Origin of the sequence: Methylorubrum suomiense (genome assembly GCF_022179765.1) — a bacterium.
Classification (GTDB): domain Bacteria; phylum Pseudomonadota; class Alphaproteobacteria; order Rhizobiales; family Beijerinckiaceae; genus Methylobacterium; species Methylobacterium suomiense.
In genome coordinates, this window is sequence record NZ_BPRE01000008.1 from 153832 (window position 1) to 173049 (window position 19218).

Annotated in this window: 14 protein-coding genes; 7 read left to right on the forward strand and 7 right to left on the reverse strand. The window is 68.0% G+C overall.

Annotation, left to right across the window (positions count from 1 at the left end):
• Nucleotides 1-66: 66 nt before the first annotated feature.
• The 3 genes from MFF26_RS14565 to dnaG form a co-directional block, all read right to left on the reverse strand.
• On the reverse strand, nucleotides 67-441 hold the full coding sequence (locus MFF26_RS14565; RefSeq protein WP_137829346.1) for a hypothetical protein: 375 nt from the start codon (nucleotides 439-441) through the stop codon (nucleotides 67-69).
• Between the two features lie 316 nt (nucleotides 442-757).
• Nucleotides 758-2755 carry an RNA polymerase sigma factor RpoD gene (gene rpoD / locus MFF26_RS14570; protein WP_137829345.1) on the reverse strand — a complete coding sequence of 666 codons (1998 nt, stop codon included), beginning with the start codon at nucleotides 2753-2755 and terminating at the stop codon, nucleotides 758-760.
• A gap of 205 nt (nucleotides 2756-2960) precedes the next feature.
• Nucleotides 2961-4874, reverse strand: coding sequence for a DNA primase (gene dnaG / locus MFF26_RS14575; RefSeq protein WP_137829344.1), 1914 nt, complete (start codon nucleotides 4872-4874; stop codon nucleotides 2961-2963).
• 106 nt (nucleotides 4875-4980) lie between these two features.
• On the opposite strand from dnaG, the gene MFF26_RS14580 reads away from it, so the two are divergent.
• The gene (locus tag MFF26_RS14580; protein ID WP_137829343.1) at nucleotides 4981-5949 is read left to right on the forward strand and encodes an SMP-30/gluconolactonase/LRE family protein; all 969 of its coding nucleotides are present in this window, start codon (nucleotides 4981-4983) and stop codon (nucleotides 5947-5949) included.
• A gap of 215 nt (nucleotides 5950-6164) precedes the next feature.
• Nucleotides 6165-7319 carry an L-dopachrome tautomerase-related protein gene (locus MFF26_RS14585; protein WP_137829342.1) on the forward strand — a complete coding sequence of 385 codons (1155 nt, stop codon included), beginning with the start codon at nucleotides 6165-6167 and terminating at the stop codon, nucleotides 7317-7319.
• Nucleotides 7320-7328: 9 nt separating this feature from the next.
• Here the strand turns inward: MFF26_RS14585 and MFF26_RS14590 are convergent, their stop codons facing one another.
• On the reverse strand, nucleotides 7329-7787 hold the full coding sequence (locus MFF26_RS14590; RefSeq protein ID WP_137829341.1) for a GatB/YqeY domain-containing protein: 459 nt from the start codon (nucleotides 7785-7787) through the stop codon (nucleotides 7329-7331).
• A 205-nt stretch (nucleotides 7788-7992) separates the two neighbouring features.
• Here MFF26_RS14590 and carA point away from each other — a divergent pair, with 205 nt between their 5' ends.
• From carA to MFF26_RS14605, 3 genes are all read left to right on the forward strand, one after another.
• Nucleotides 7993-9252, forward strand: coding sequence for a glutamine-hydrolyzing carbamoyl-phosphate synthase small subunit (gene carA / locus MFF26_RS14595; protein ID WP_137829340.1), 1260 nt, complete (start codon nucleotides 7993-7995; stop codon nucleotides 9250-9252).
• Nucleotides 9253-9468: 216 nt separating this feature from the next.
• Nucleotides 9469-10482, forward strand: a complete 1014-nt coding sequence (locus MFF26_RS14600) for an adenosine kinase (protein ID WP_137829339.1) — start codon at nucleotides 9469-9471, stop codon at nucleotides 10480-10482.
• Between the two features lie 259 nt (nucleotides 10483-10741).
• Nucleotides 10742-14770, forward strand: coding sequence for a PAS domain S-box protein (locus MFF26_RS14605; protein ID WP_171015460.1), 4029 nt, complete (start codon nucleotides 10742-10744; stop codon nucleotides 14768-14770).
• Nucleotides 14771-14871: 101 nt separating this feature from the next.
• Here the strand turns inward: MFF26_RS14605 and MFF26_RS14610 are convergent, their stop codons facing one another.
• Together MFF26_RS14610 and MFF26_RS14615 are read right to left on the reverse strand one after the other, a co-directional pair.
• A complete protein-coding gene (locus tag MFF26_RS14610) occupies nucleotides 14872-15291 on the reverse strand; it encodes an FKBP-type peptidyl-prolyl cis-trans isomerase (protein WP_137829337.1) in 420 nt (139 codons plus the stop codon).
• Between the two features lie 166 nt (nucleotides 15292-15457).
• A complete protein-coding gene (locus MFF26_RS14615) occupies nucleotides 15458-15919 on the reverse strand; it encodes a hypothetical protein (protein ID WP_137829336.1) in 462 nt (153 codons plus the stop codon).
• Nucleotides 15920-16266: 347 nt separating this feature from the next.
• On the opposite strand from MFF26_RS14615, the gene MFF26_RS14620 reads away from it, so the two are divergent.
• The gene (locus MFF26_RS14620; protein WP_137829335.1) at nucleotides 16267-17487 is read left to right on the forward strand and encodes a CaiB/BaiF CoA transferase family protein; all 1221 of its coding nucleotides are present in this window, start codon (nucleotides 16267-16269) and stop codon (nucleotides 17485-17487) included.
• Nucleotides 17488-17633: 146 nt separating this feature from the next.
• Nucleotides 17634-18449, forward strand: coding sequence for an enoyl-CoA hydratase/isomerase family protein (locus tag MFF26_RS14625; RefSeq protein ID WP_137829334.1), 816 nt, complete (start codon nucleotides 17634-17636; stop codon nucleotides 18447-18449).
• Nucleotides 18450-18467: 18 nt separating this feature from the next.
• Here MFF26_RS14625 and MFF26_RS14630 read toward each other — a convergent pair whose 3' ends face one another.
• On the reverse strand, nucleotides 18468-19145 hold the full coding sequence (locus MFF26_RS14630; protein WP_137829333.1) for a GntR family transcriptional regulator: 678 nt from the start codon (nucleotides 19143-19145) through the stop codon (nucleotides 18468-18470).
• Nucleotides 19146-19218 lie beyond the last annotated feature (73 nt).

The window sequence follows — 19218 nt, forward strand, 5'->3', positions numbered from 1 at the left end:
GTTTCGTGACCGCAGCGATTGTTCGCGAACGCCGGGACTCGTCCTCCGGCCCGTGGCGACCGCTTGTCAGAAGCCGGCCAGCAGAACCGCGACGGCCCGGTCGATCGACAGGTAGAACACGCCGAAGGCGACGGCCGCCGCGGCGGCGAATTCGAGCGTCTGGTTCGGCAGGGTCTGGAAGCGGCGCATGGTCTCGCGGCCGAAATAGGCGGAGGCCCAGGCGAAGGTCAGCACGGCCGGCAGGATGAACAGGTAGGAGAGCGTGCTCTCGACCCGGAGCGGGCCGGCAGGGTCGATCAGCGCCCGGATGTTGCGTACCCAGGGCGCATTGGCCGCTGCGTACAGCGCCGTCAGCCAGGACAGCCCCACCGCCACGCCGAGATGCAGCGTGAACTGCCGATGCAGCCGCGAGAAGTCGTCGCGCGCGTCGTCGAACGTCATCCGGCAAACCCCCAAATCGAGCCGGCCGGTGATTCTGGCGTCCCCGGCCGCGGTGGTTCCGGGATGCCCGGGAAGTCTGGGTTTTTTGTGACGGGACGGGAACCTTTGGGCGGAACGCATTGCGAAGCGCGGCGCGGCCCGATCGGCGTCACGCTTCTAGTGAGGGGCCGAACACGGCTCGGGGCATGATTCTATCGGTTCGTCGCGTCCCGTGAATCCAAGGGGTGGCAAGGTTTGCAAACAAAAACGGCCGCCAGAAAGCGGCCGTTTACGTGATGTCGTCAAGCTCGGGGCGGATCGTCTCCGCCTCTCCGGCTCAGTTGTCGAGGAAGCTGCGCAGCTTGCGCGACCGGCTCGGGTGCTTGAGCTTGCGCAACGCCTTCGCCTCGATCTGACGGATACGCTCGCGGGTCACTGAGAATTGCTGGCCGACCTCTTCGAGGGTGTGGTCGGTGTTCATGCCGATGCCGAAGCGCATCCGCAGAACGCGCTCCTCGCGCGGGGTCAGCGAGGCCAGAACGCGGGTCGTGGTCTCGCGCAGGTTCGACTGGATCGCCGCATCGATCGGCAGAACGACGTTCTTGTCCTCGATGAAGTCGCCGAGATGCGAATCCTCCTCGTCGCCGATGGGCGTTTCGAGGGAGATCGGCTCTTTGGCGATCTTCAGGACCTTCCGCACCTTTTCCAGAGGCATGGCCAGCTTCTCGGCCAGCTCCTCGGGCGTCGGCTCGCGGCCGATCTCGTGCAGCATCTGGCGCGATGTCCGGACGATCTTGTTGATCGTCTCGATCATGTGCACCGGGATACGGATGGTGCGCGCTTGGTCGGCGATCGAGCGGGTGATCGCCTGCCGGATCCACCACGTGGCGTAGGTCGAGAACTTGTAGCCGCGGCGATACTCGAACTTATCGACCGCCTTCATCAGGCCGATATTGCCCTCCTGGATCAGGTCCAGGAACTGAAGGCCGCGGTTGGTGTACTTCTTGGCGATGGAGATCACGAGGCGAAGGTTGGCCTCGATCATCTCCTTCTTGGCCTGGCGCGCCTCGCGCTCGCCCTTCTGGACCATCGCGACGATCTTGCGGTACTCGCCGATCTGGAGGCCCGTCTCGGAGGCGAGCGTGAGAATCTGCTCGCGCAGATCCGCGACCTGCCGGCCGCCCTTCTCGACGAAGTTCTTCCAGCCCTTGCCGCCGAGCGTGCCGACGCGCTGCATCCAGTTCGGGTCGAGCTCCCAGCCCTGATAGTGGCGGAGGAACTCGTCGCGGGCGACGCCGTGGCTCTCGGCGGCGCGCATCAGGCGGCCCTCATGGCTGATGAGGCGCTTGTTGATGTCGTAGAGCTGCTCGACCAGGGCCTCGATGCGGTTGGCGTTGAGCGACAGCGACTTCACGTCGGTGACGACGATGTCCTTCAGTTCCGCCTGCTTCTTGCCCTGAGCGGCCGTCGGCGAGCCGCCGGAGGTCTTGAGCTCGGTCTCCTCGTTCTGCAGCTTGCGCAGCTTACGGTAGTTCGAGGCGATGTTGTCGAAGGTCTCGAGGACGCGCGGCTTGATCTCGGCCTCCATGGCCGCAAGCGACACGTTGTTCTCCATGTCGTCCTCGTCGTCGCCGCCTTCCGGCGGGACGGGACCGTCGCCATCCTCGGATTCCTCGCTCTCCTCGGCTTCCTGCGGCGCGCCGCGGGCATCCGGGCCAGCATAGGTCGCTTCGAGATCGATGATGTCGCGCAGGAGCACCTTGCCGTCGACGAGCTCGTCGCGCCAAATGATGATCGCCTGGAAGGTGAGCGGGCTCTCGCACAGGCCCGCGATCATCGCCTCGCGGCCGGCCTCAATGCGCTTGGCGATGGCGATTTCGCCCTCGCGGGACAGGAGCTCCACCGAGCCCATCTCGCGCAGGTACATGCGCACGGGATCGTCCGTGCGGTCGGTCGGCTCCTTGGTGGTGGGCGTGGCGACGGCGACCGCCCGGGCGGTCGTGGTCTCGGCGACCTCGCCCCCCTCGGACGCCTCTTCGTCCTCGCTGGCCTCGCCGTTGGCCTTCGCCTCGGTCGCGGTCTCTTCGGATTCCTCGGCCTCGACGACCCGGATGCCCATGTCGTCGAGCTGCGCGAGGACGTCCTCGATCTGGTCGCCGTCGACCTGACCGTCCGGAAGGACCTCGTTGATCTCCTCGTAGGTGACGTAGCCGCGCTTCTTGGCGAGCTTCACCATCCGCTTGACCGCGGCATCCGTCAGGTCGAGGAGCGGGCCGTCCGTCGGTTGCTCCTGAGCGGCGTCCGCATCGTCCCGCTCGGTTGCCTTCGTTGCCATGCTCAGCCTATTGTTCTCGTGGCGGCGGCCGGGCCGCAGCCCGCGCGCTTCCCGCGAAGACCCGTCGCAATGTAGGGGAATGGCGCGCTTGTCGAGTGCCCGCGCCGATTCTCGTTGTTCTCGCTCTACCTCGGCGCCCCTTGACCGACCGTTAACCATAACGGCCAATTCACTGCCGTCGCAGTTGGGCCACGCTGACGCGAAATCATTCCTCCCGAGCAACCTCCGCTTCCGCTTCGGCCGCGGCGATCACCGCGAGTTGCTGCTGCACGTCGCATAGCCACGCGAAGTTGGCCTCGGACCCATCCTCGGCAAGGGCGCGTTCGGCTTGGTGAAGTTCGCTATGTAGCGCTCCCGACTGCCGGTGCAAGATCACGGCTTGATGCAGGGTATGTTCCAAGCGCTGCGGATCGGCATGCGGATCGAGCATCCAGCGGTCTCCGGGATTGACCAAGGCGGCGAGCCGGGCATGCGCCTCCTCCAGTCCGGAGCGGCGAAGGCGCGCCTCGAGCAGTTCCGGCTCCAGCGCCTCGACCTCCGCCGCCCGGTCGAGCAGCAGGTTGCGCAGGACCTGCGCATCCGGATTGACGAGTTCGAGCGCGGCCAGCGCCTCCTCCTCGATCCCGAGAAGCTCCGGGTGGGCCAGGAGGCTCGCGACGATCATGGCCTCGCGCTTGGCCGCCCGCCCGCCTTGCACCGGTGCCGGGGCCGTCACCTTGAGCAGCGGATTGAAGCCGGTGACGATGCGCGGCGAGGGCGGTGGATCACCGGGGCGCGGACGTCGCTGGAATGGAGCGGCACGGGGCGGGCGTGACGCGGTGGCGTATCCGCCCTCGGAGCGCTCGGGCCGTCCGCCCGAGAGCCCGCGCAGCCGTTCCGCGATCTCGTCGCGGTAGAAGCGGCGCACCGTCTCGTCACGGATGCCGGCCACCGCCTCGCGCAGCGTCTTGGCGAGGCCGGCGCGCCGCTCCGGGGTGTCGAGGGGGCCGGCCTCGGTCTCGCGCGCCCACAGCACATCAACGAGGGGTTGCGCGCTTGCGAGCACCGTGTCGATCGCCGAAGCGCCGCCCGAGCGGGCGAGATCGTCCGGGTCCTGACCCTGCGGCAGCATGGCGACACGCAGCGACTTGCCGGGCTCCAGCATCGGCAGGGCGACATCCAGCGCCCGGAAGGCGGCGCGCTGCCCGGCCCCGTCGCCGTCGAAGCAGAGGATCGGCTCGTCGGCGTGCCGCCAGAGCAGGGCGAGCTGATCCTCGGTGAGCGCGGTGCCGAGCGGCGCCACCGTCTCGGGAAAGCCCGCCAGCGTCATGGCGATCACATCGACATAGCCCTCCACCGCGACGATGCGCGAGCGGTCATGGGCGGCCTTGCGGGCCAGGTCGAGGTTGTAGAGCATCCGCCCCTTGTGGAAGAGCGGCGTCTCCGGCGAATTCATGTACTTCGCCTTGGCCTCGGCCTGCATCGCCCGGCCGCCGAAGGCGACGACCCGGCCGCGCACGTCGCGGATCGGAAACATCACCCGGTCGCGGAACTTGTCGTAGGGAACGGCGACGCCCTCGGCCGTCGCGAGCAGTCCCAGTTCCAGCATCACGTCGCGCTCGATGCCCTTGGCGGCGAGATGGTCGCGCAGGCCGTAGCGGGCGCCGCCGGCATAGCCCAGCCGGAATTGTTTGCGCGTCGCCTCGCCGAGACCGCGCCGGTCGAGATAGGCCCGGGCCTCACCGCCGTTCGGGCCGCGCAGCTGCTCCTCGAAATAGAGGGCGGCGAGTTCCATGATTTCCAGGGCGCCGGTGCGGCGGGCCTCGGCCCGTTCGCTCTCGACGGTCATCTTCGGCAAGGTGACGCCCGCTTCGCTCGCCAATCGCTCGACCGCCTCGGGGAAGGTGACGCCCTCCGTCTCCATCAGGAAGGTGAAGATGTCGCCGTGCTTGCCGGACGAGAAGCAATGGTAGAACTGCTTTTGGTCGTTCACGTAGAAGCTCGGCGACTTCTCCGCGTTGAACGGCGAGAGACCGCGCCATTCGCGGCCGGCCTTCTTCAGCCGCACCCGTCGCCCGACGACGTCGGAGGCGGGCAGCCGCGTGCGAATCTCTTCGAGGATGTGGGGCGGATAGCGCACGGATCTCTTTTTCGATGGCCGACCGCGGATGCCCTCCGGCGTGGGGACTCACGCTAACGTAGGCATCTTAACGGAGCCTTCGCCACGTCGGTGCGTTGGCCGGCCGATGAATCACCGTGCCTCCCCCGCTCGCGGCCTCACTCGACGGCCCCTTCTCGGCCTCGCGCTGCTGGCCCCGCTCGCTGCCCGGGCCGGGAACGCGCTCTCCGTCGTGATCGATCCGGACGCGCGGGTCGAGACCCTCTATGCCGAAGGACAATGGTGCGAGGGACCGGTCTGGATTCCGGCTCTGACCAGCCTCGTCTTCAGCGACGTGCGCCGCAACCGGATGATCCGCATTCCCGATGGCGGACGTCCAGAGCCGTTTCGCGATCCGTCCGAGAACGCCAACGGCAACACCCTCGACGCTCAGGGCCGCCTCATCACCTGTCAGCACCGCACCGGGCGGGTGGTGCGGGCGGAGGCCGACGGCGCATTCACGGTGCTGGCCGAGCGCCACGGCACGGGTCGGCTCAATTCGCCGAACGACGTGGTCGTGGCAACCGACGGGGCCGTGTGGTTCACCGACCCGACCTTCGGCATCTCGGTTCCCTCGGAGGGCGAGCCCCGTGCCTCCGAGCAGGCCGGGAGCTTCGTCTACCGCCTCGCGCCGGATGGCACGCTCACCGCCGTCGCGACCAATTTCCACGAGCCCAACGGCCTCGCCTTCTCGCCCGACGAACGCATCCTCTATGTCGCCGAGGCCGGCAAGGGGCCGGACGGCTCGGCGCAGCGGACCATCCACGCCCTCGACGTCTCGGACGGCCGATTGTCGAATGAGCGCGTCTTCGCCCGCGTGGAGAACGGCATTCCGGACGGCCTGAAAGTCGATTCCGACGGTCGGGTCTATGCCGGGACCGGCGACGGGGTGCGGATCTGGAACGCCGATGGCGCGCCCGTTGGCCGGATTCCCACGGACGGCCCCTGCGCCAACATCGCCTTCGGTGGCCCGGATGGGCGCCGGTTGTACATCTGCGCCGGTCCGAAGGTGCTGACGGTCGAGACGCGGGTGCGCGGCGCGGGGCTTCGCGGGTGAGGGCCTCCGGTCGGCGTCGTGATCGAGACAGTCATCGAGGTGGGTTTCCCACCAAACCCCCTCATCCTGTGGTGCGTAGCGGAGCGGAGCCTCGAAGGAGGGATCCAGGGATCGCGAGGTTGTGTGGCCCCCCCCTCCGAGGCCGCTGACGCGGCACCTCAGGATGAGGGGAGTGATGGGATCAATCAATCAAACAGCCGCTGAAAGATGACGGGATGACAGACATGCAACGGCGCCATCTCCTCGGCGGCGCGGCGGGGCTCTTCGCCGCGAATCTTGCCGGCTTGCGTCCAACCCTGGCCGAGCCAGGAGCCGGTCCCCTCGAACTTGCCGTCGCCGCCCGCGCGCCGACGACGCCGACGGGGCTGACGCTCGCGCCCGATGGGCGCATGTTCCTGTTCATGCCGCGCTTCGACGAGCGGACGGTCTTCACCGCGGGCGAGGTCTTGCCCGATGGCCGCGTCGTTCCCTATCCGAATGAGGCGACCAATCGCCCGGATCCGGACCGGGCGGAGGAACGCCTGTTCCATGTGCCCAACGGCGTCGTCGATGCCCGCGGCCGGTTGTGGCTTCTCGATGCCGGCCTGATGGCGTCCTCCGGCGAGCCGGTCCAGGGTGCGGCCAAGCTCGTCTGCATCGATCTCGCGACGAACGCGATCGTGCGGACGATCCCGCTGCAGGGTGTCGTGACCAAGACATCGTCGCTGAACGACTTGCGGGTCGATGCCCGGCCGGGCCGCGACGTGGCCTATGTCACGGATCAGGGGCAGGACGGACAGGGGGCGCTGATCGCCGTCGACCTGGCCAGCGGCCGGGCCCAGCGCCGACTCGCCGGTCATGCCAGCACGCAGTCGGTCGAGGGTACGGTGAAGATCGTCGAAGGCCGCGTTCTTCTCAAACGCAAGGCCGATGGCTCCACCAGCCCCATCCAGGGCGGCGCCAACGGCATCGCACTGAGCCCCGACGGGGCGCGCCTCTACTACACGCCGTTGATGAGCCGCCGCCTCTACGCGGTGGACACCGCCTCCCTGCTGGATTCCGCCAAGGACGAGGCGGCGGTCGCCGCGACCGTGCGCGATCTCGGCGAGAAGGGTCTGACCGGCGGGCTCGCCGCCGATTCCCGCGACCGGATCTACCTGAGCCTTCAGGAATTCAACGCCATCGGCCGGCGCGACACGGAGGGGCGGATCGAGGTTCTGGCCCGCGATCCGCGCCTGGTCTGGCCCGACACGTTCTGGATCACCCCGGACGGCTGGCTCTACCTCTCCGCCGCGCAGGCGAATCGCCGGCCGGAGCACAACGGCGGCACCGATCGGCAGGACCCGTCCTACGCCATCTTCCGGATGCGGATCGACGCCGGGCCGGCCTAACGGGCCGGCCTACTTGCCGGCGAGGGCGTCCTTCACCAGCCCGCTCGCCCGGCCGAAATCCATGCGGCCGGTATACTTGGCTTTCAGGGCGGCGATCACCTTGCCCATATCCTTGGGGCTCGCCGCGCCGGTCTCGGCGATGGCGTCCGCGATCGCGGCCTTGGTTTCGGCCTCATCGAGCTGCTGCGGCAGGAAGGTCTGAATGATCTGGGCTTCCGCCCGCTCGGTCTCGGCGAGTTCGGGCCGTCCGCCCTGCTCGTAGACGCCCGCCGCCTCCTGGCGCTGCTTGATCATCTTCTGGAGCAGGGCGAGGATGTCCTCGTCGCTGGTCTGGCTCTTGCCGAGGCCACGGGCCTCGATGTCCTTGTCCTTGAGCGCGGCCTGAATCATGCGCACCGTCGAGAGCTTCTGCTTCTCGCCGGCCTTCATGGCGTCCTTCATCTCGGCGGTGATGCGCTCGCGCAGCATGATATTCCACTCCAGGCGTGAATGAGTGCGGGTCCGGCCTGTTTTCCGCCGGGCTTACTTGTCTAAGACGTTGCGCGAGCGTAGGGGCGCGACCAAGTTGACCCCGAAGCCGCCGGCTCGCTATGAGCCCGGCCGAGATCCCGCACATCCCCGCGGCCCTGACGATGGGCCGCGCGAGGCGGCGGACATAAGCCGGATCGGACCCATGCTGCAAGACGAACCCGCGACCCTGCGCGCCGATCCCGCGCGCAACACCCCCGAGCCGAAGATTCCTGAGCCCTGGGCCGAGCCGCTGGCCACGGCGCTGCTCGTGCTCGCCGACGGCACCGTGCTGGAAGGCTTCGGCATCGGTCAGACGGGCGTCGCCGATGGCGAGGTCTGCTTCAACACCGCCATGACGGGCTATCAGGAGATCCTGACCGATCCGTCCTATGCCGGGCAGATCGTCACCTTCACCTTCCCGCATATCGGCAATGTCGGCACCAACGACGAGGATCTTGAGAGCCTCGATCAGGCACCGGCCTCCGGCGTGCGCGGTGCGGTGATCGCCTCGGCGGTCACGAAGCCCTCGAACTGGCGATCCTCCTCCCATCTCGACGGTTGGCTCAAGGCCCGCGGCATCGTCGGCATCACCGGGGTCGACACGAGGGCGCTGACCGCGCTGATCCGCGACCACGGCATGCCGAACGCCGTCATCGCCAACGACCCGCAAGGCCAGTTCGACCGCGAGGCCCTGAAGGCGCGGGCCGCCGCGCTCGCCCCGATGGAGGGACTCGACCTCGTGCCGCCGGTGACCTCCCGCGAGGCCACCGCCTGGACCCAGACCGTCTGGGCGGTGAAGGGCGGCTACGGCTCCCGCGCGGCGGGGCAGGGCCTCAGGGTCGTGGCGATCGACTACGGCGTGAAGCGCAACATCCTGCGGCTTCTCGCCGAGGCCGGCTGCGACGTGACGGTGGTTCCAGCCACGACCAGCGCCGAAGAGATCATGGCGATGAAGCCGGACGGCGTGTTCCTCTCCAACGGTCCCGGCGATCCGGCCGCGACCGGTGAATATGCCGTGCCGGTGATCCGCCAGCTTCTCGACGAGCGGGTGCCGACCTTCGGCATCTGCCTCGGCCACCAGCTGATGGGGCTCGCGCTCGGCGGCCGCACCGTGAAGATGGGGCAGGGCCATCACGGCGCGAACCATCCGGTGAAGGACCACACCACCGGCAAGGTCGAGATCGTGTCGATGAACCACGGCTTCGCGGTGGATCCGAAGAGCCTGCCGGAAACGGCGGTCGAGACCCACGTCTCGCTGTTCGACGGATCGAATTGCGGCCTCTCGCTGACCGACCGTCCGGCCTTCTCGGTGCAGCACCATCCGGAGGCCTCGCCCGGTCCCCGCGACAGCCATTACCTGTTCGAGCGCTTCGTGAAGCTGATGCGGGAAAACAAGCCCGAGAGCGCGCAAGCAGCGGGCTGACCGCATCCAATGGGGGCGGGCCCTGGCTTCGCCCCCACCCATCGCGACGGTCGATCGCACGCGACGCTTCGCGGTGCCGGAAGCGTTTCGCAATCCTGGTATCGACTGATCCGATCGAGAAGGCGCCTCACACGCCTCACCGCAGCTTTGCTTGACGCCCCGTGAGGGCGGTGCGACAGGCGCGGGATACGCTGACCCGCGAGACAGGACGGACCGATGTCGCAGCCCCTCGATCTCCTCGTCCTTGGCAATGCCATCGTCGATCTCATCGCCCATGCCGACGACGCCTTCCTGGCGGATCAGGGCGTGGCCAAGGGCGCGATGCAGCTGATCGACGAAGAGCGGGCGGAGGCCCTGTTCTCGGTGATGGGCCCGGCCACCGTCGTCTCCGGCGGCTCCGGCGCCAATACCGCCGTCGGCGCGGCCCTGCTCGGCGCCAAGACCGGTTTCGTTGGCAAGGTCCGCGACGACGAGCTCGGTCGCCTGTTCAGCCACGACCTCAAGGCCACCGGCGTCGGGTTCGAGACCGTTCCGGCCGGGGACGGCCCGGCCACCGCCCGCTGCTTCATCCTGGTGACGCCGGACGGCGAGCGCACCATGAACACCTATCTCGGCGCTTGCCAGAAGCTGTCGTCGGACGACGTGGACGAGGCCGCGGTCCGCGCCGCCCGCGTCACCTATCTCGAAGGCTATCTGTGGGATCCGCCGGCCGCGAAGGACGCGTTCCGCAAGGCGGTGGGCATCGCCCACGGCGCCGGCAATGCCGTGGCCCTCACGCTCTCCGACGCCTTCTGCGTCGATCGCTACCGCGACGAGTTCCTCGGCCTGATCCGCGAGGGCAGCATCGACATCCTGTTCGCCAATATCGGCGAGCTGCAGAGCCTCTACTCCACGGACGACCCGGACAAGGCCATCGCGGCCCTGCGCGACGAGCGCGGCGGACATGGCAAGCACCTGCTCGGTCTCGTCACCCGCTCGGCCGACGGTGCCCTGGTCGTGCGCGGCGGCGAGGTTCGCCCGGTGGAGGCTTCGCCCGTGCGCGAAGTCGTCGACACGACGGGCGCGGGCGATCTGTTCGCTGCGGGCTTCCTGGCCGGTCACGCGCGCGGCCTCGATTACGTGGCGAGTGCGCGCCTCGGCACCCTCGCGGCGGCGGAAGTGATCGAGCATATCGGCGCCCGCCCGCAGCGCGACCTGCTGGCGCTCGCCCGTGAGCGGCGCCTGATCTGATGCGGAGCGGATCGCCGGTGCGCTTCTCGGTGCCGCCGAGGGCGCGCACGGCGGCTTAGGCCCCCGGGGCGCGTCGATTTATCAAGTGTCTTCCAGCCTTTATCGGTAGAATGACAAAACGTTCGACCTGCTCATTGTCCTGTTAACCATTATTTGTCCGGTCTGGTAGAGATTACTCGGTGCCGGATACTGATTCGGCATTCTTGTCGCGATGCCGGCTGCCCCGAGGTGGCCGCCCTCACGAAAGGCCGACCGAGTCGTGCGCCAGAACCTGCGCCAGCGCTCCCGCTTTCTCCGTCTCGGTCCGGGGGCGGTCACGGCTTTCGGCTGCGCCATCCTCATCGTCGTGATCGGCCTATGGCACGTCTCGCGGGCCTGGGACGCGGCGATGAGCGGCGCGCGGGACGACGTCGCCAACCTCAGCCGATCGCTCGCCCAGCACGCCACCGGCCTCATCGACGGCATCGACCAGACGCTCGCCGGCATGGCGGAGCGGGCGGCCGCCGATGATGCGCCCGCTTTGTCGAACTTCATCCGCCGTCGTGGGGCGACGTCGGGGCATGTCCGCTCCTTCGCCGTCCTCGATGCCGAGGGGCATTGGCTCGCCGATTCGCGCGATCCGGAGGGGACGCGTCGCACGTCCGAGGCCGGTCGGGACGACATCCGTTGGCACCGCGAGCATCCTGGCGCCGAGCTTCACATTGGTACGCCGCGTCCGGATCGTCCCCGAGCCGGATCCATCATCCCACTCTCGCGACGCTTCAACCGGCCCGACGGCAGTTTCGGCGGCATCGTCCTGGCCGCTTTCGATCCCGCGATCCTCCAGGGGGTCTACGACGGCGTCCGGCTCGACGCGCAGAGCGCCATCGCCCTGTGGCGCGACGACGGGCGCCTGCTCGTACGCCGGCCCGCAATCGACTCGATCGATCGCGATTTCGCCGAGACCGACTTCTTCCGGGCGCTCGTGGCGGGAACCGGAACCTCCCACTCGTTCGAACTGCCCGGTGCCGTCGACCGCGTATGGCGGCTGACCGGCTACGAGCGCCTCGCCCCATACCCTTCGCTGATCGTCGCGGTGGGTGCGAGTCTCGACGGGCTCGTTGCCCGCTGGCGTCAGGAAGCCCTGATCGAGGCGATGGCCCTCGGGGTCTCGGTGCTCGCCCTGATCGGCCTCGGCATCGGGCTGGAGCGACGCGAGCGTCGGATTCGGGCCGTGGAAGCCCAGACCGCCGAGGCCGAATCCCTGTTCCGTGCCCTGTTCGATCACGCGACCGATGCGCTCTTCGTCCATCGGATCGGGACGGATGACAGCATCACCCTCGAGACCCTGAACGGCCGGGCCGCGGGCATGCTCGGCGGACAAGCGAGCGATCTCAAGGGTCGGGCCTTGAGCGAGGTCCTGCCGCCGAGCCTGTACGATCAAGTGACGGCCGACCTTCGCGCGACCATCGAGAGGGGCCAGCCGCAGGCCTTCGAGCTGCGGGAGGGTGAGGAAGCGGGCGGACGTATCTTCGAGGTCGTGCACGTGCCCCTGCGGGGGCCGGACGGGCAGATTTCCCGCGTCTTCGCGGGCGCGCGCGACATCACGCATCTGCGCGCGGCCGAGACCGCGGCCCTCGATGCCAATCGCCTCCTGCTCCTGGCCGAGCAGATGGCGCAGGTCGGGCACTGGCATCTCGACGTGGTGAGCGGTCGCCTGCGCTGGTCCGACGAGGTCTACCGCATCCACGGCCGTGATCCGGCGACGTTCCGCCCGACCCTCGAGGACGGCATCGCTGCCTATCACCCCGAGGATCGCGAGATCGTCGCCGCCATGGTGGCGAATGCCATCGAGCGGCGCGGCAGCTTCGAATTCACCCTACGGCTTGTGCGGTCGGACGGGGATATCCGCCATGTCCAGGCACGCGGCATCTGCGTGCTGGGCGGGGCGGGGGAGGACGGGGAGCCGACCGTCGTCGGGCTGTTCGGCGTGTTCTCCGACATCTCTCAGCGCGTCCGGGCCGATGCCTCGGTGGTATCGAGCGAGGCGCGCTACCGCATGCTCGCGGATGCCGCCACCGACATGGTGGTTCAGGTCGATCCAGCGGGGATCTGCCTCTACGTGTCGCCGGCCATTCGCGATCTGCTCGGTCGCGAACCGGAGGCGCTGACGGAAAGCGCCTTCGCCAGCCTGATCCACCCCGACGATCAGGGCGAGTTCGCCGGGATCCTGGCCGATCTCGCCTCCGGCCAAGGGGACCGCGCCGTCAGCGTCAGCCGCCTGCTCCATAGCGAGGAACGCTGGATCTGGGTCGAGACGTCGCTCAAGACCCTGAGCCTGCCCGACGGTCGTTCCGGCGGCTTCGTGGCTTCCGTGCGCAACATCGACGAACGGCGCCGGGCCGACCAAGCCCGCCGCGAGAGCGAGGACCGCTACCGGCTCCTCGCCGACAATGCCTCGGACCTTATCGTGCTCGGTCATGCCGACGGGCGGCGCAGCTACTACTCGCCGGCCGTCACCACGATCCTCGGCTGGACCGTCGAGGAGGCGCACAAGATGACCATGCGGAAATGGGTCCATCCGGACGACCTCGAGAAGGCCTTCGCCGCCACGGCCGGCCTGACCGATGAGCGCCCCCACGCGAAGGTTGTCTACCGCTTGCGCCACAAGGCGGGGCATTACGTGTGGACCGAGGCGGCCTTCCGCCTCGTGGCCGGCGATGCCGGGGACGTTCGGATCGTCACGGCCATCCGCGACGTCACCGAGCGGCAGGAACAGGCCCGTCATCTCGAACAGGCCAAGGCCGAGGCGGAGGCAGGCGCGCGCATCAAGGCCGAGTTCCTGGCCAATATGAGCCACGAGCTGCGCACGCCGCTCGCCGGCATGCTCGGCACCCACGATCTCTTGCAGAGCGATCCCAGCCTCACGCCGGCTCAGCGCCGCCTCGTCGGACTCGCCCAGGAATCCAGCCGCTCGCTCCTGACCATCGTCAACGACATCCTCGACTTCTCGAAGATCGAGGCCGGCGAATTGTCCGTCGAGAATGTCTCCTTCAGTCTCTCCGATCTCGTCGAGAGCTGTCGCCGTCTCGCCGCCGAGGCCGCCCGTGCCAAGGATCTCGCGATCACCGTGTCGATCGCCCCGGATGTTCCGGACTGGCTCAAGGGTGATCCGACCCGGATCCGCCAGATCCTGCTCAACCTCGCCACCAACGCGGTCAAGTTCACCCAGGAGGGACGCGTCCTCATCGCCGTCACGCGCCAAGCCATGGAAGGCGGTGTCGTGCGCGTGCGGATCGCGGTGACCGATACCGGTATCGGCATCGCCGAGGAGGCGATCCCATCCCTGTTCGAGCGCTTCAGCCAGGCCGACGGTTCGATGGCGCGACGATTCGGCGGCACCGGTCTCGGTCTCGCGATCTGCAAAAGGCTTGTGGCCTTGATGGGCGGCGAGATCGGCGTGGAGAGCCGGATCGGCGAGGGTTCGACCTTCTGGTTCTCGCTGGCCTTGCCGCTGACCCAGCCGGAGCGGACGGCATCGGGGCAGATGGAGCTGCTCGGGGCATCGCCGCGTGTCCGGCATATCCTGCTCGCCGAGGACAACCGCATCAATCAGGAAATCCTCACGACGGTTCTCGAACGGAAGGGGCACACCGTGACCCTGGTCGAGAACGGTCGCGCGGCCCTCGCCGCCGTTCAGGCCGGTACGGGTTTCGACGTGATCCTGATGGATGTGCAGATGCCCGAAATGGACGGGCTGGAGGCTACTGCGGCGATCCGGGCGCTGGAGCGGACAGAGGCGCGCGTCCGCACGCCGATCATCGCGCTCACCGCCAATGCCATGAGCCAGGAGATCGAGCGCTGCCGATCCGCCGGCACCGATGCGCACGTAGCTAAGCCGGTGCATTGGCCCGACCTGTTTGTGACGATCGATCGATTGTGCCGCCCGCAGGGCGAGCTGGCGGAGATCGACGGTCCCGTGCTCGACGAGGACATGCTGGAGATGATGGCGGGCGTCGTCGGCCTCGATCGGATCAGGGACCTCCTCGCCGTGGCCATGCGCGAGATCGAACGCCGCATCGCCCTACTCTGCGAGCCGGATATCGAAGCGGCGTCCTTTGCCGCCGAGGCGCATGTCCTGATCTCGCTCAGTGGTCAGCTCGGCTTCACCGAGCTGTCGAACCTATGCCGTGAGCTGGAGGGACGCGCGACGGGACAGGACGGACGCAAGCGCGTCCCCGAATTGCGGGCAGCGCTGGAACGCGCCCGCACGGCCATCTCTACCTGCCCCTACGCCCGGGCGGCGTAGGCGCAAACCGATCGGGTCGGGCACCGCCCGCCACGCGCGAGCCTCACCCCGGATCCGGTGATCCTGATGAGGCTCGCCCTGAAACGGGCGGACGAACCGGCTCAGCGCGAGCCGATCAGCTCGACGTCGAAGATCAGCGTGGCGTTCGGCGGGATGACCCCACCCGCGCCGCGGGCGCCGTAGCCGAGCTCCGGCGGGATCGTCAGGATGCGACGACCGCCGGCCTTCATGGTGGCAACGCCCTCGTCCCAGCCGCGGATCACCTGGCCCGCGCCGATCTTGAAGCTGAAGGGCTGGCCGCGATCGCGGGAGGAGTCGAACTTCTTGCCCTGCTTGCCGCCGCCGGCATCGAGCCAGCCGGTATAGTGCACCGTGACCTGCTGACCGGTCTGCGGCTCGGGGCCGGTGCCGACGACTTCGTCGACATAGGAAAGGCCCGAAGGCAGGGTGACGGGCTGGGCGGAGGCGGCTGCGGTCATGGCGAGGGCGATGGCTCCGGCGATGGGAAGGATCGAACGCATGGATCTCTTCTCGACGCGTCGTTCGTGACGACGGGCCGGCGGGTTACCATGCCGCCGCGCCGAAGGCGAATGCGGTCCTGCGAGAGCCGCTCCACCAGCGGTCCACTCGAAGAAGGCGCCTCCGACGGGGACGCGCCACAGGGTTCAGACCGTTTCGATCCGCTGCTCAGTAGCGGGCCGTGATGGCGCTTCGTTCCGCGATGCAGGCACCGGCGGCCGGGCCGACCACGAGATCGCCCTGCCGGGGGTTGTTGAGAGCGAGCGGCGCGGTGTCCTTCCGGCCGATGAAGCCGCCGCCGAGCTGCTCTTCGAAGAAGCCGTCACCGAATTGAATGTAGCATCGGTCGATGACCGCCACGGTGCCGTAGCTCGCCCGGAAGGCCGCATTTTCCGGCCCCGCCGCCGGGCCGCAGGTGAGCGCCACATCGATCCGGCCGGATTGGTGGAAGCGGATCGCCTGTGAACGGTGCGGGCGCACCGCGACCCAGGGACCGCCGTCGCGGCTGACGAGGGCCGTGTAGCCGGATCGATTGATGATCTGGCGGGTGCATCCGGCCTCGGCCGTATGGGCGGAAACGAAGCCTCCGATGAGGACCGCGAGGCCGAACGCCCCTCTCACCCCGTACATTCGTCGTCTCCTCGTCGCCCGGCTCTCACCGGCATCTTACAGTCACGCTCGCAGCGTCAACCGTTTGCAGGTGCACGGCGTTCCCCTCCATCACCACCGTCGCTTCGGTATGGAGAACGGAGTCCTGGGGGCGAGCCTGACGCGGCGCATCGCATGCAAACCAGGTTGCGACCGGACGACCCGCTTCATAAACTCAATTCATAATTCATCTGCCCGGAGCGTTGCGGGCAGCGCGAGCGCCACCGGTCGCCGTGCATGGGAGGATCCGAGATGGACCAGAGCCTGGGACGAGAGGCGGATTCGGCCGTTCCCGTGCACGTTGCGGATCGGACAGGCTGAGGCGCGCAATGGATCATCCGCATCGCTCGGGACCGCTGACCGGTCTCCGCGTCGTCGAACTCGCTCACATCATGGCCGGGCCGGTCTGCGGACTGATGCTCGGCGACATGGGAGCCGAGGTGATCAAGGTCGAGAAAATCGACGGCGGCGACGACACGCGACGTTCGGTTCCCCCCGCCCTAGCCGGCGAGAGCGCCGCCTACATGATGATGAATCGCGGCAAGCGCGGACTCAGCCTCGACCTCAAGAGCCCGGACGGAAAGGCCGTGCTGCGGCGTCTGCTGGCGGATGCCGATGTCCTGATCGAGAATTACCGGGCCGGGACGATGGAGCGGCTGGGCCTCGGTTACGATGTGCTCAAGACCGAATTCCCGGCCTTGATCTATTGTTCGCTCTCGGGGTTCGGCCGGTCCGGACCCTATGCCGAGCGGCCGGGGTTCGATCTCGTGGCGCAGGGCATGAGCGGTCTCATGAGCGTCACCGGTGAGGGGCCCGGTCGCCCGCCGATGAAGTGTGGCCCCCCGGTCACCGACATCACCGCCGGCATCCTCGCGGCGATGGGCGTGCTCGCGGCCTATGTGCACCGGCTCAAGACGGGGCAGGGCCAGGTGGTCGACACCTCCCTGTTCGAGGCCGGCATCACCCTGACCTACTGGCAATCGGCCATCGCCATGGCCACCGGCGCGGCACCGGGACCGATGGGCTCGGCCCATCCCCTCAACGCTCCCTACGAAGCCTTCGAGACGGCCGACGGCTGGATTACCATCGGCGCCGCCAACCAGACCAATTGGCTGCGGTTGCTGACGGTATTGGGTGCCGAGCATCTGGCCGACGATCCGCGCTTCTCGGCAAATCGCGATCGGATGGAGAACCGCACGACTCTGGCTGAAGCGCTGGCGCCGTATTTCCGGTACGCCACCTCCACTGATTGGCTGGTACGCTTGGAAGCGGGGGGCGTGCCCGCCGGGCCGGTGCTCGACGTGTTGGCGATGCAGGCGGACCCCCAGGCGCGGGCGCGGGAGATGGTGGTCGCGGTCGATCACGCCCGCGCGGGCCGGATGGAGACGCTCGGTTTGCCGGTCAAATTCTCCGAGACACCCGGCCGCGTACACGGGCCGGCCCCGCTGCTCGGCGAGCACAGCCGTGCGATCCTGGCCGAAGCGGGCTACGCTGCGGCGGAAATCGACGACTTGATCGCCCGGGGCATCGTGGGCGAGACGAGGGTCTGACCGATCATGTCGGGTCGCGGGGGAAGGATCGTCGATCCCGTTCCACGCACCCGTCGGATGATCACCGCTCGGCGCTCGCGGGGGCCAGGAGACGATGCGGCAGGATCATCGTCCTTCAAATGACCGGACGTTTCAGGAGCAGTTCGATGAGCATCGCCGCCGAGGCCGCACCGACCGATGAACTCCTGTTCTCGATCGACGACGCCGGGATCGCCCGCATCACCCTCAATCGGCCGCAGGCGCGCAATGCGCTGACCTTCGCGATGTATGAGGGGTTGGTCGATCTCTACGGGCGGATCGAGTCCGACCGCTCGGTCAAGGCGGTGATCCTGACCGGCGCGGGCGATAAGGCCTTCGCCGCCGGGACCGATATCGGCCAGTTCCGTGATTTCCGTACGGCTGAGGAAGCCCTCGGCTATGAGCGCTTCATGGATCGGGTCCTGGGCAGCCTGGAGCGGCTGCGCGTGCCGACGATCGCCGCGGTGGCGGGTGCGTGTACCGGCGGCGGCATGGCCATTGCCGCCGCCTGCGACATGCGGATTGCCTCGCAGGACGCCCGTTTCGGTATCCCGATCGCGCGGACGCTCGGAAATTGCCTGTCGCAATCGACCTTGCGGCGGCTGTCGGGTCTGATCGGAGCGCCGCGGGTCAAGGACATCCTGTTCACTGCCCGCCTCGTCGGCGCCGACGAGGCGCGGGCGATCGGCTTCGCCAACGAGGTGGTGGCCGATGCCGCCGCCGTGCAGGCCCGCGCCAGCGAACTCGCCACGTTGCTCGCGAGCCATGCCCCGCTCACGCTACAGGCGACGAAAGAGGGGCTGCGCCGGCTCTCTGAGCAGGCCGGGGATGGGCCGGCTGCATCGGGCGACGATCTGATCGTGCTCTGCTACACCAGCGAGGATTTTCGCGAGGGAATGGACGCGTTCCTGTCCAAGCGTCCGCCTTCATTCAAGGGGCGGTGAGGGCGGTCGAACGGTCCCTCAACCGTCCTCCTCGCCGTACATCGCCGCGATCACCGGCTTCTTCGAGCGGATGTGGTGGCGCATCACGGCGGCGAGCGCGTCTCCGTCGCGGGCGCGCAGATACCGGATCATCTGCTCGTGCTCATCGACGGCCTGGGACCATTGTTCGTCCGTCTGATGAGCGGTGTAGCGCGTGCGCTGGATGCGGCCGGTAAGGCCGATATAGAGGCTGCGCAGCTTGGTGTTGCGGCTCGCCAGCATGATCGCTTCGTGGATCTCGCGGTTGAGCCGGAAATAGGGCGCCTCGTCACGGGCTTTCCAGGCCTCGATCATCGCGTCGTGCTTCACGCCGATCGCCTCGATCTCCGCATCGCTGATGACCCGGCACGCGATGTCGCAAGCGGTGGCTTCCAGGCCGGCGACGATCTCGATCATCTCTTCCAGTTCGGTGCGCGAGATGCTGGCGACACGTGCGCCCCTGTTCGGAAGCAGCTCCAGCAAACCTTCGGTGGCGAGAATCTTGATCGCCTCGCGGAGGGGCGTGCGCGAGATGCCAAATCGCTCTGTCAATTCGCTCTCGTTGACCCGCGCGCGTGGCTCCAGCTCGCCGTCATTGATCAATTCGCGCATGCGATCCGCCACCTCGTCGTGGAGGTATCGACGGCTGATCCCGATACTGGGCTCAATTCTATTCATCGAGCAGTCAAATCATTCTTGAAGCGAGACATCCCGTCTCAAGGTCTAAGGATAGGCTCGTCCGATGTCGAGG

What these genes read in the sequence shown, in the direction of transcription:
- MFF26_RS14565 (WP_137829346.1), bottom strand. Translation starts at nt 441, where the DNA reads ATGACGTTCGACGACGCGCGCGACGACTTCTCGCGGCTGCATCGGCAG.
- rpoD (WP_137829345.1), bottom strand. Translation starts at nt 2,755, where the DNA reads ATGGCAACGAAGGCAACCGAGCGGGACGATGCGGACGCCGCTCAGGAG.
- MFF26_RS14580 (WP_137829343.1), top strand. Translation starts at nt 4,981, where the DNA reads ATGAATCACCGTGCCTCCCCCGCTCGCGGCCTCACTCGACGGCCCCTT.
- MFF26_RS14585 (WP_137829342.1), top strand. Translation starts at nt 6,165, where the DNA reads ATGACAGACATGCAACGGCGCCATCTCCTCGGCGGCGCGGCGGGGCTC.
- MFF26_RS14590 (WP_137829341.1), bottom strand. Translation starts at nt 7,787, where the DNA reads ATGCTGCGCGAGCGCATCACCGCCGAGATGAAGGACGCCATGAAGGCC.
- carA (WP_137829340.1), top strand. Translation starts at nt 7,993, where the DNA reads ATGCTGCAAGACGAACCCGCGACCCTGCGCGCCGATCCCGCGCGCAAC.
- MFF26_RS14600 (WP_137829339.1), top strand. Translation starts at nt 9,469, where the DNA reads ATGTCGCAGCCCCTCGATCTCCTCGTCCTTGGCAATGCCATCGTCGAT.
- MFF26_RS14610 (WP_137829337.1), bottom strand. Translation starts at nt 15,291, where the DNA reads ATGCGTTCGATCCTTCCCATCGCCGGAGCCATCGCCCTCGCCATGACC.
- MFF26_RS14615 (WP_137829336.1), bottom strand. Translation starts at nt 15,919, where the DNA reads ATGTACGGGGTGAGAGGGGCGTTCGGCCTCGCGGTCCTCATCGGAGGC.
- MFF26_RS14620 (WP_137829335.1), top strand. Translation starts at nt 16,267, where the DNA reads ATGGATCATCCGCATCGCTCGGGACCGCTGACCGGTCTCCGCGTCGTC.
- MFF26_RS14625 (WP_137829334.1), top strand. Translation starts at nt 17,634, where the DNA reads ATGAGCATCGCCGCCGAGGCCGCACCGACCGATGAACTCCTGTTCTCG.
- MFF26_RS14630 (WP_137829333.1), bottom strand. Translation starts at nt 19,145, where the DNA reads ATGAATAGAATTGAGCCCAGTATCGGGATCAGCCGTCGATACCTCCAC.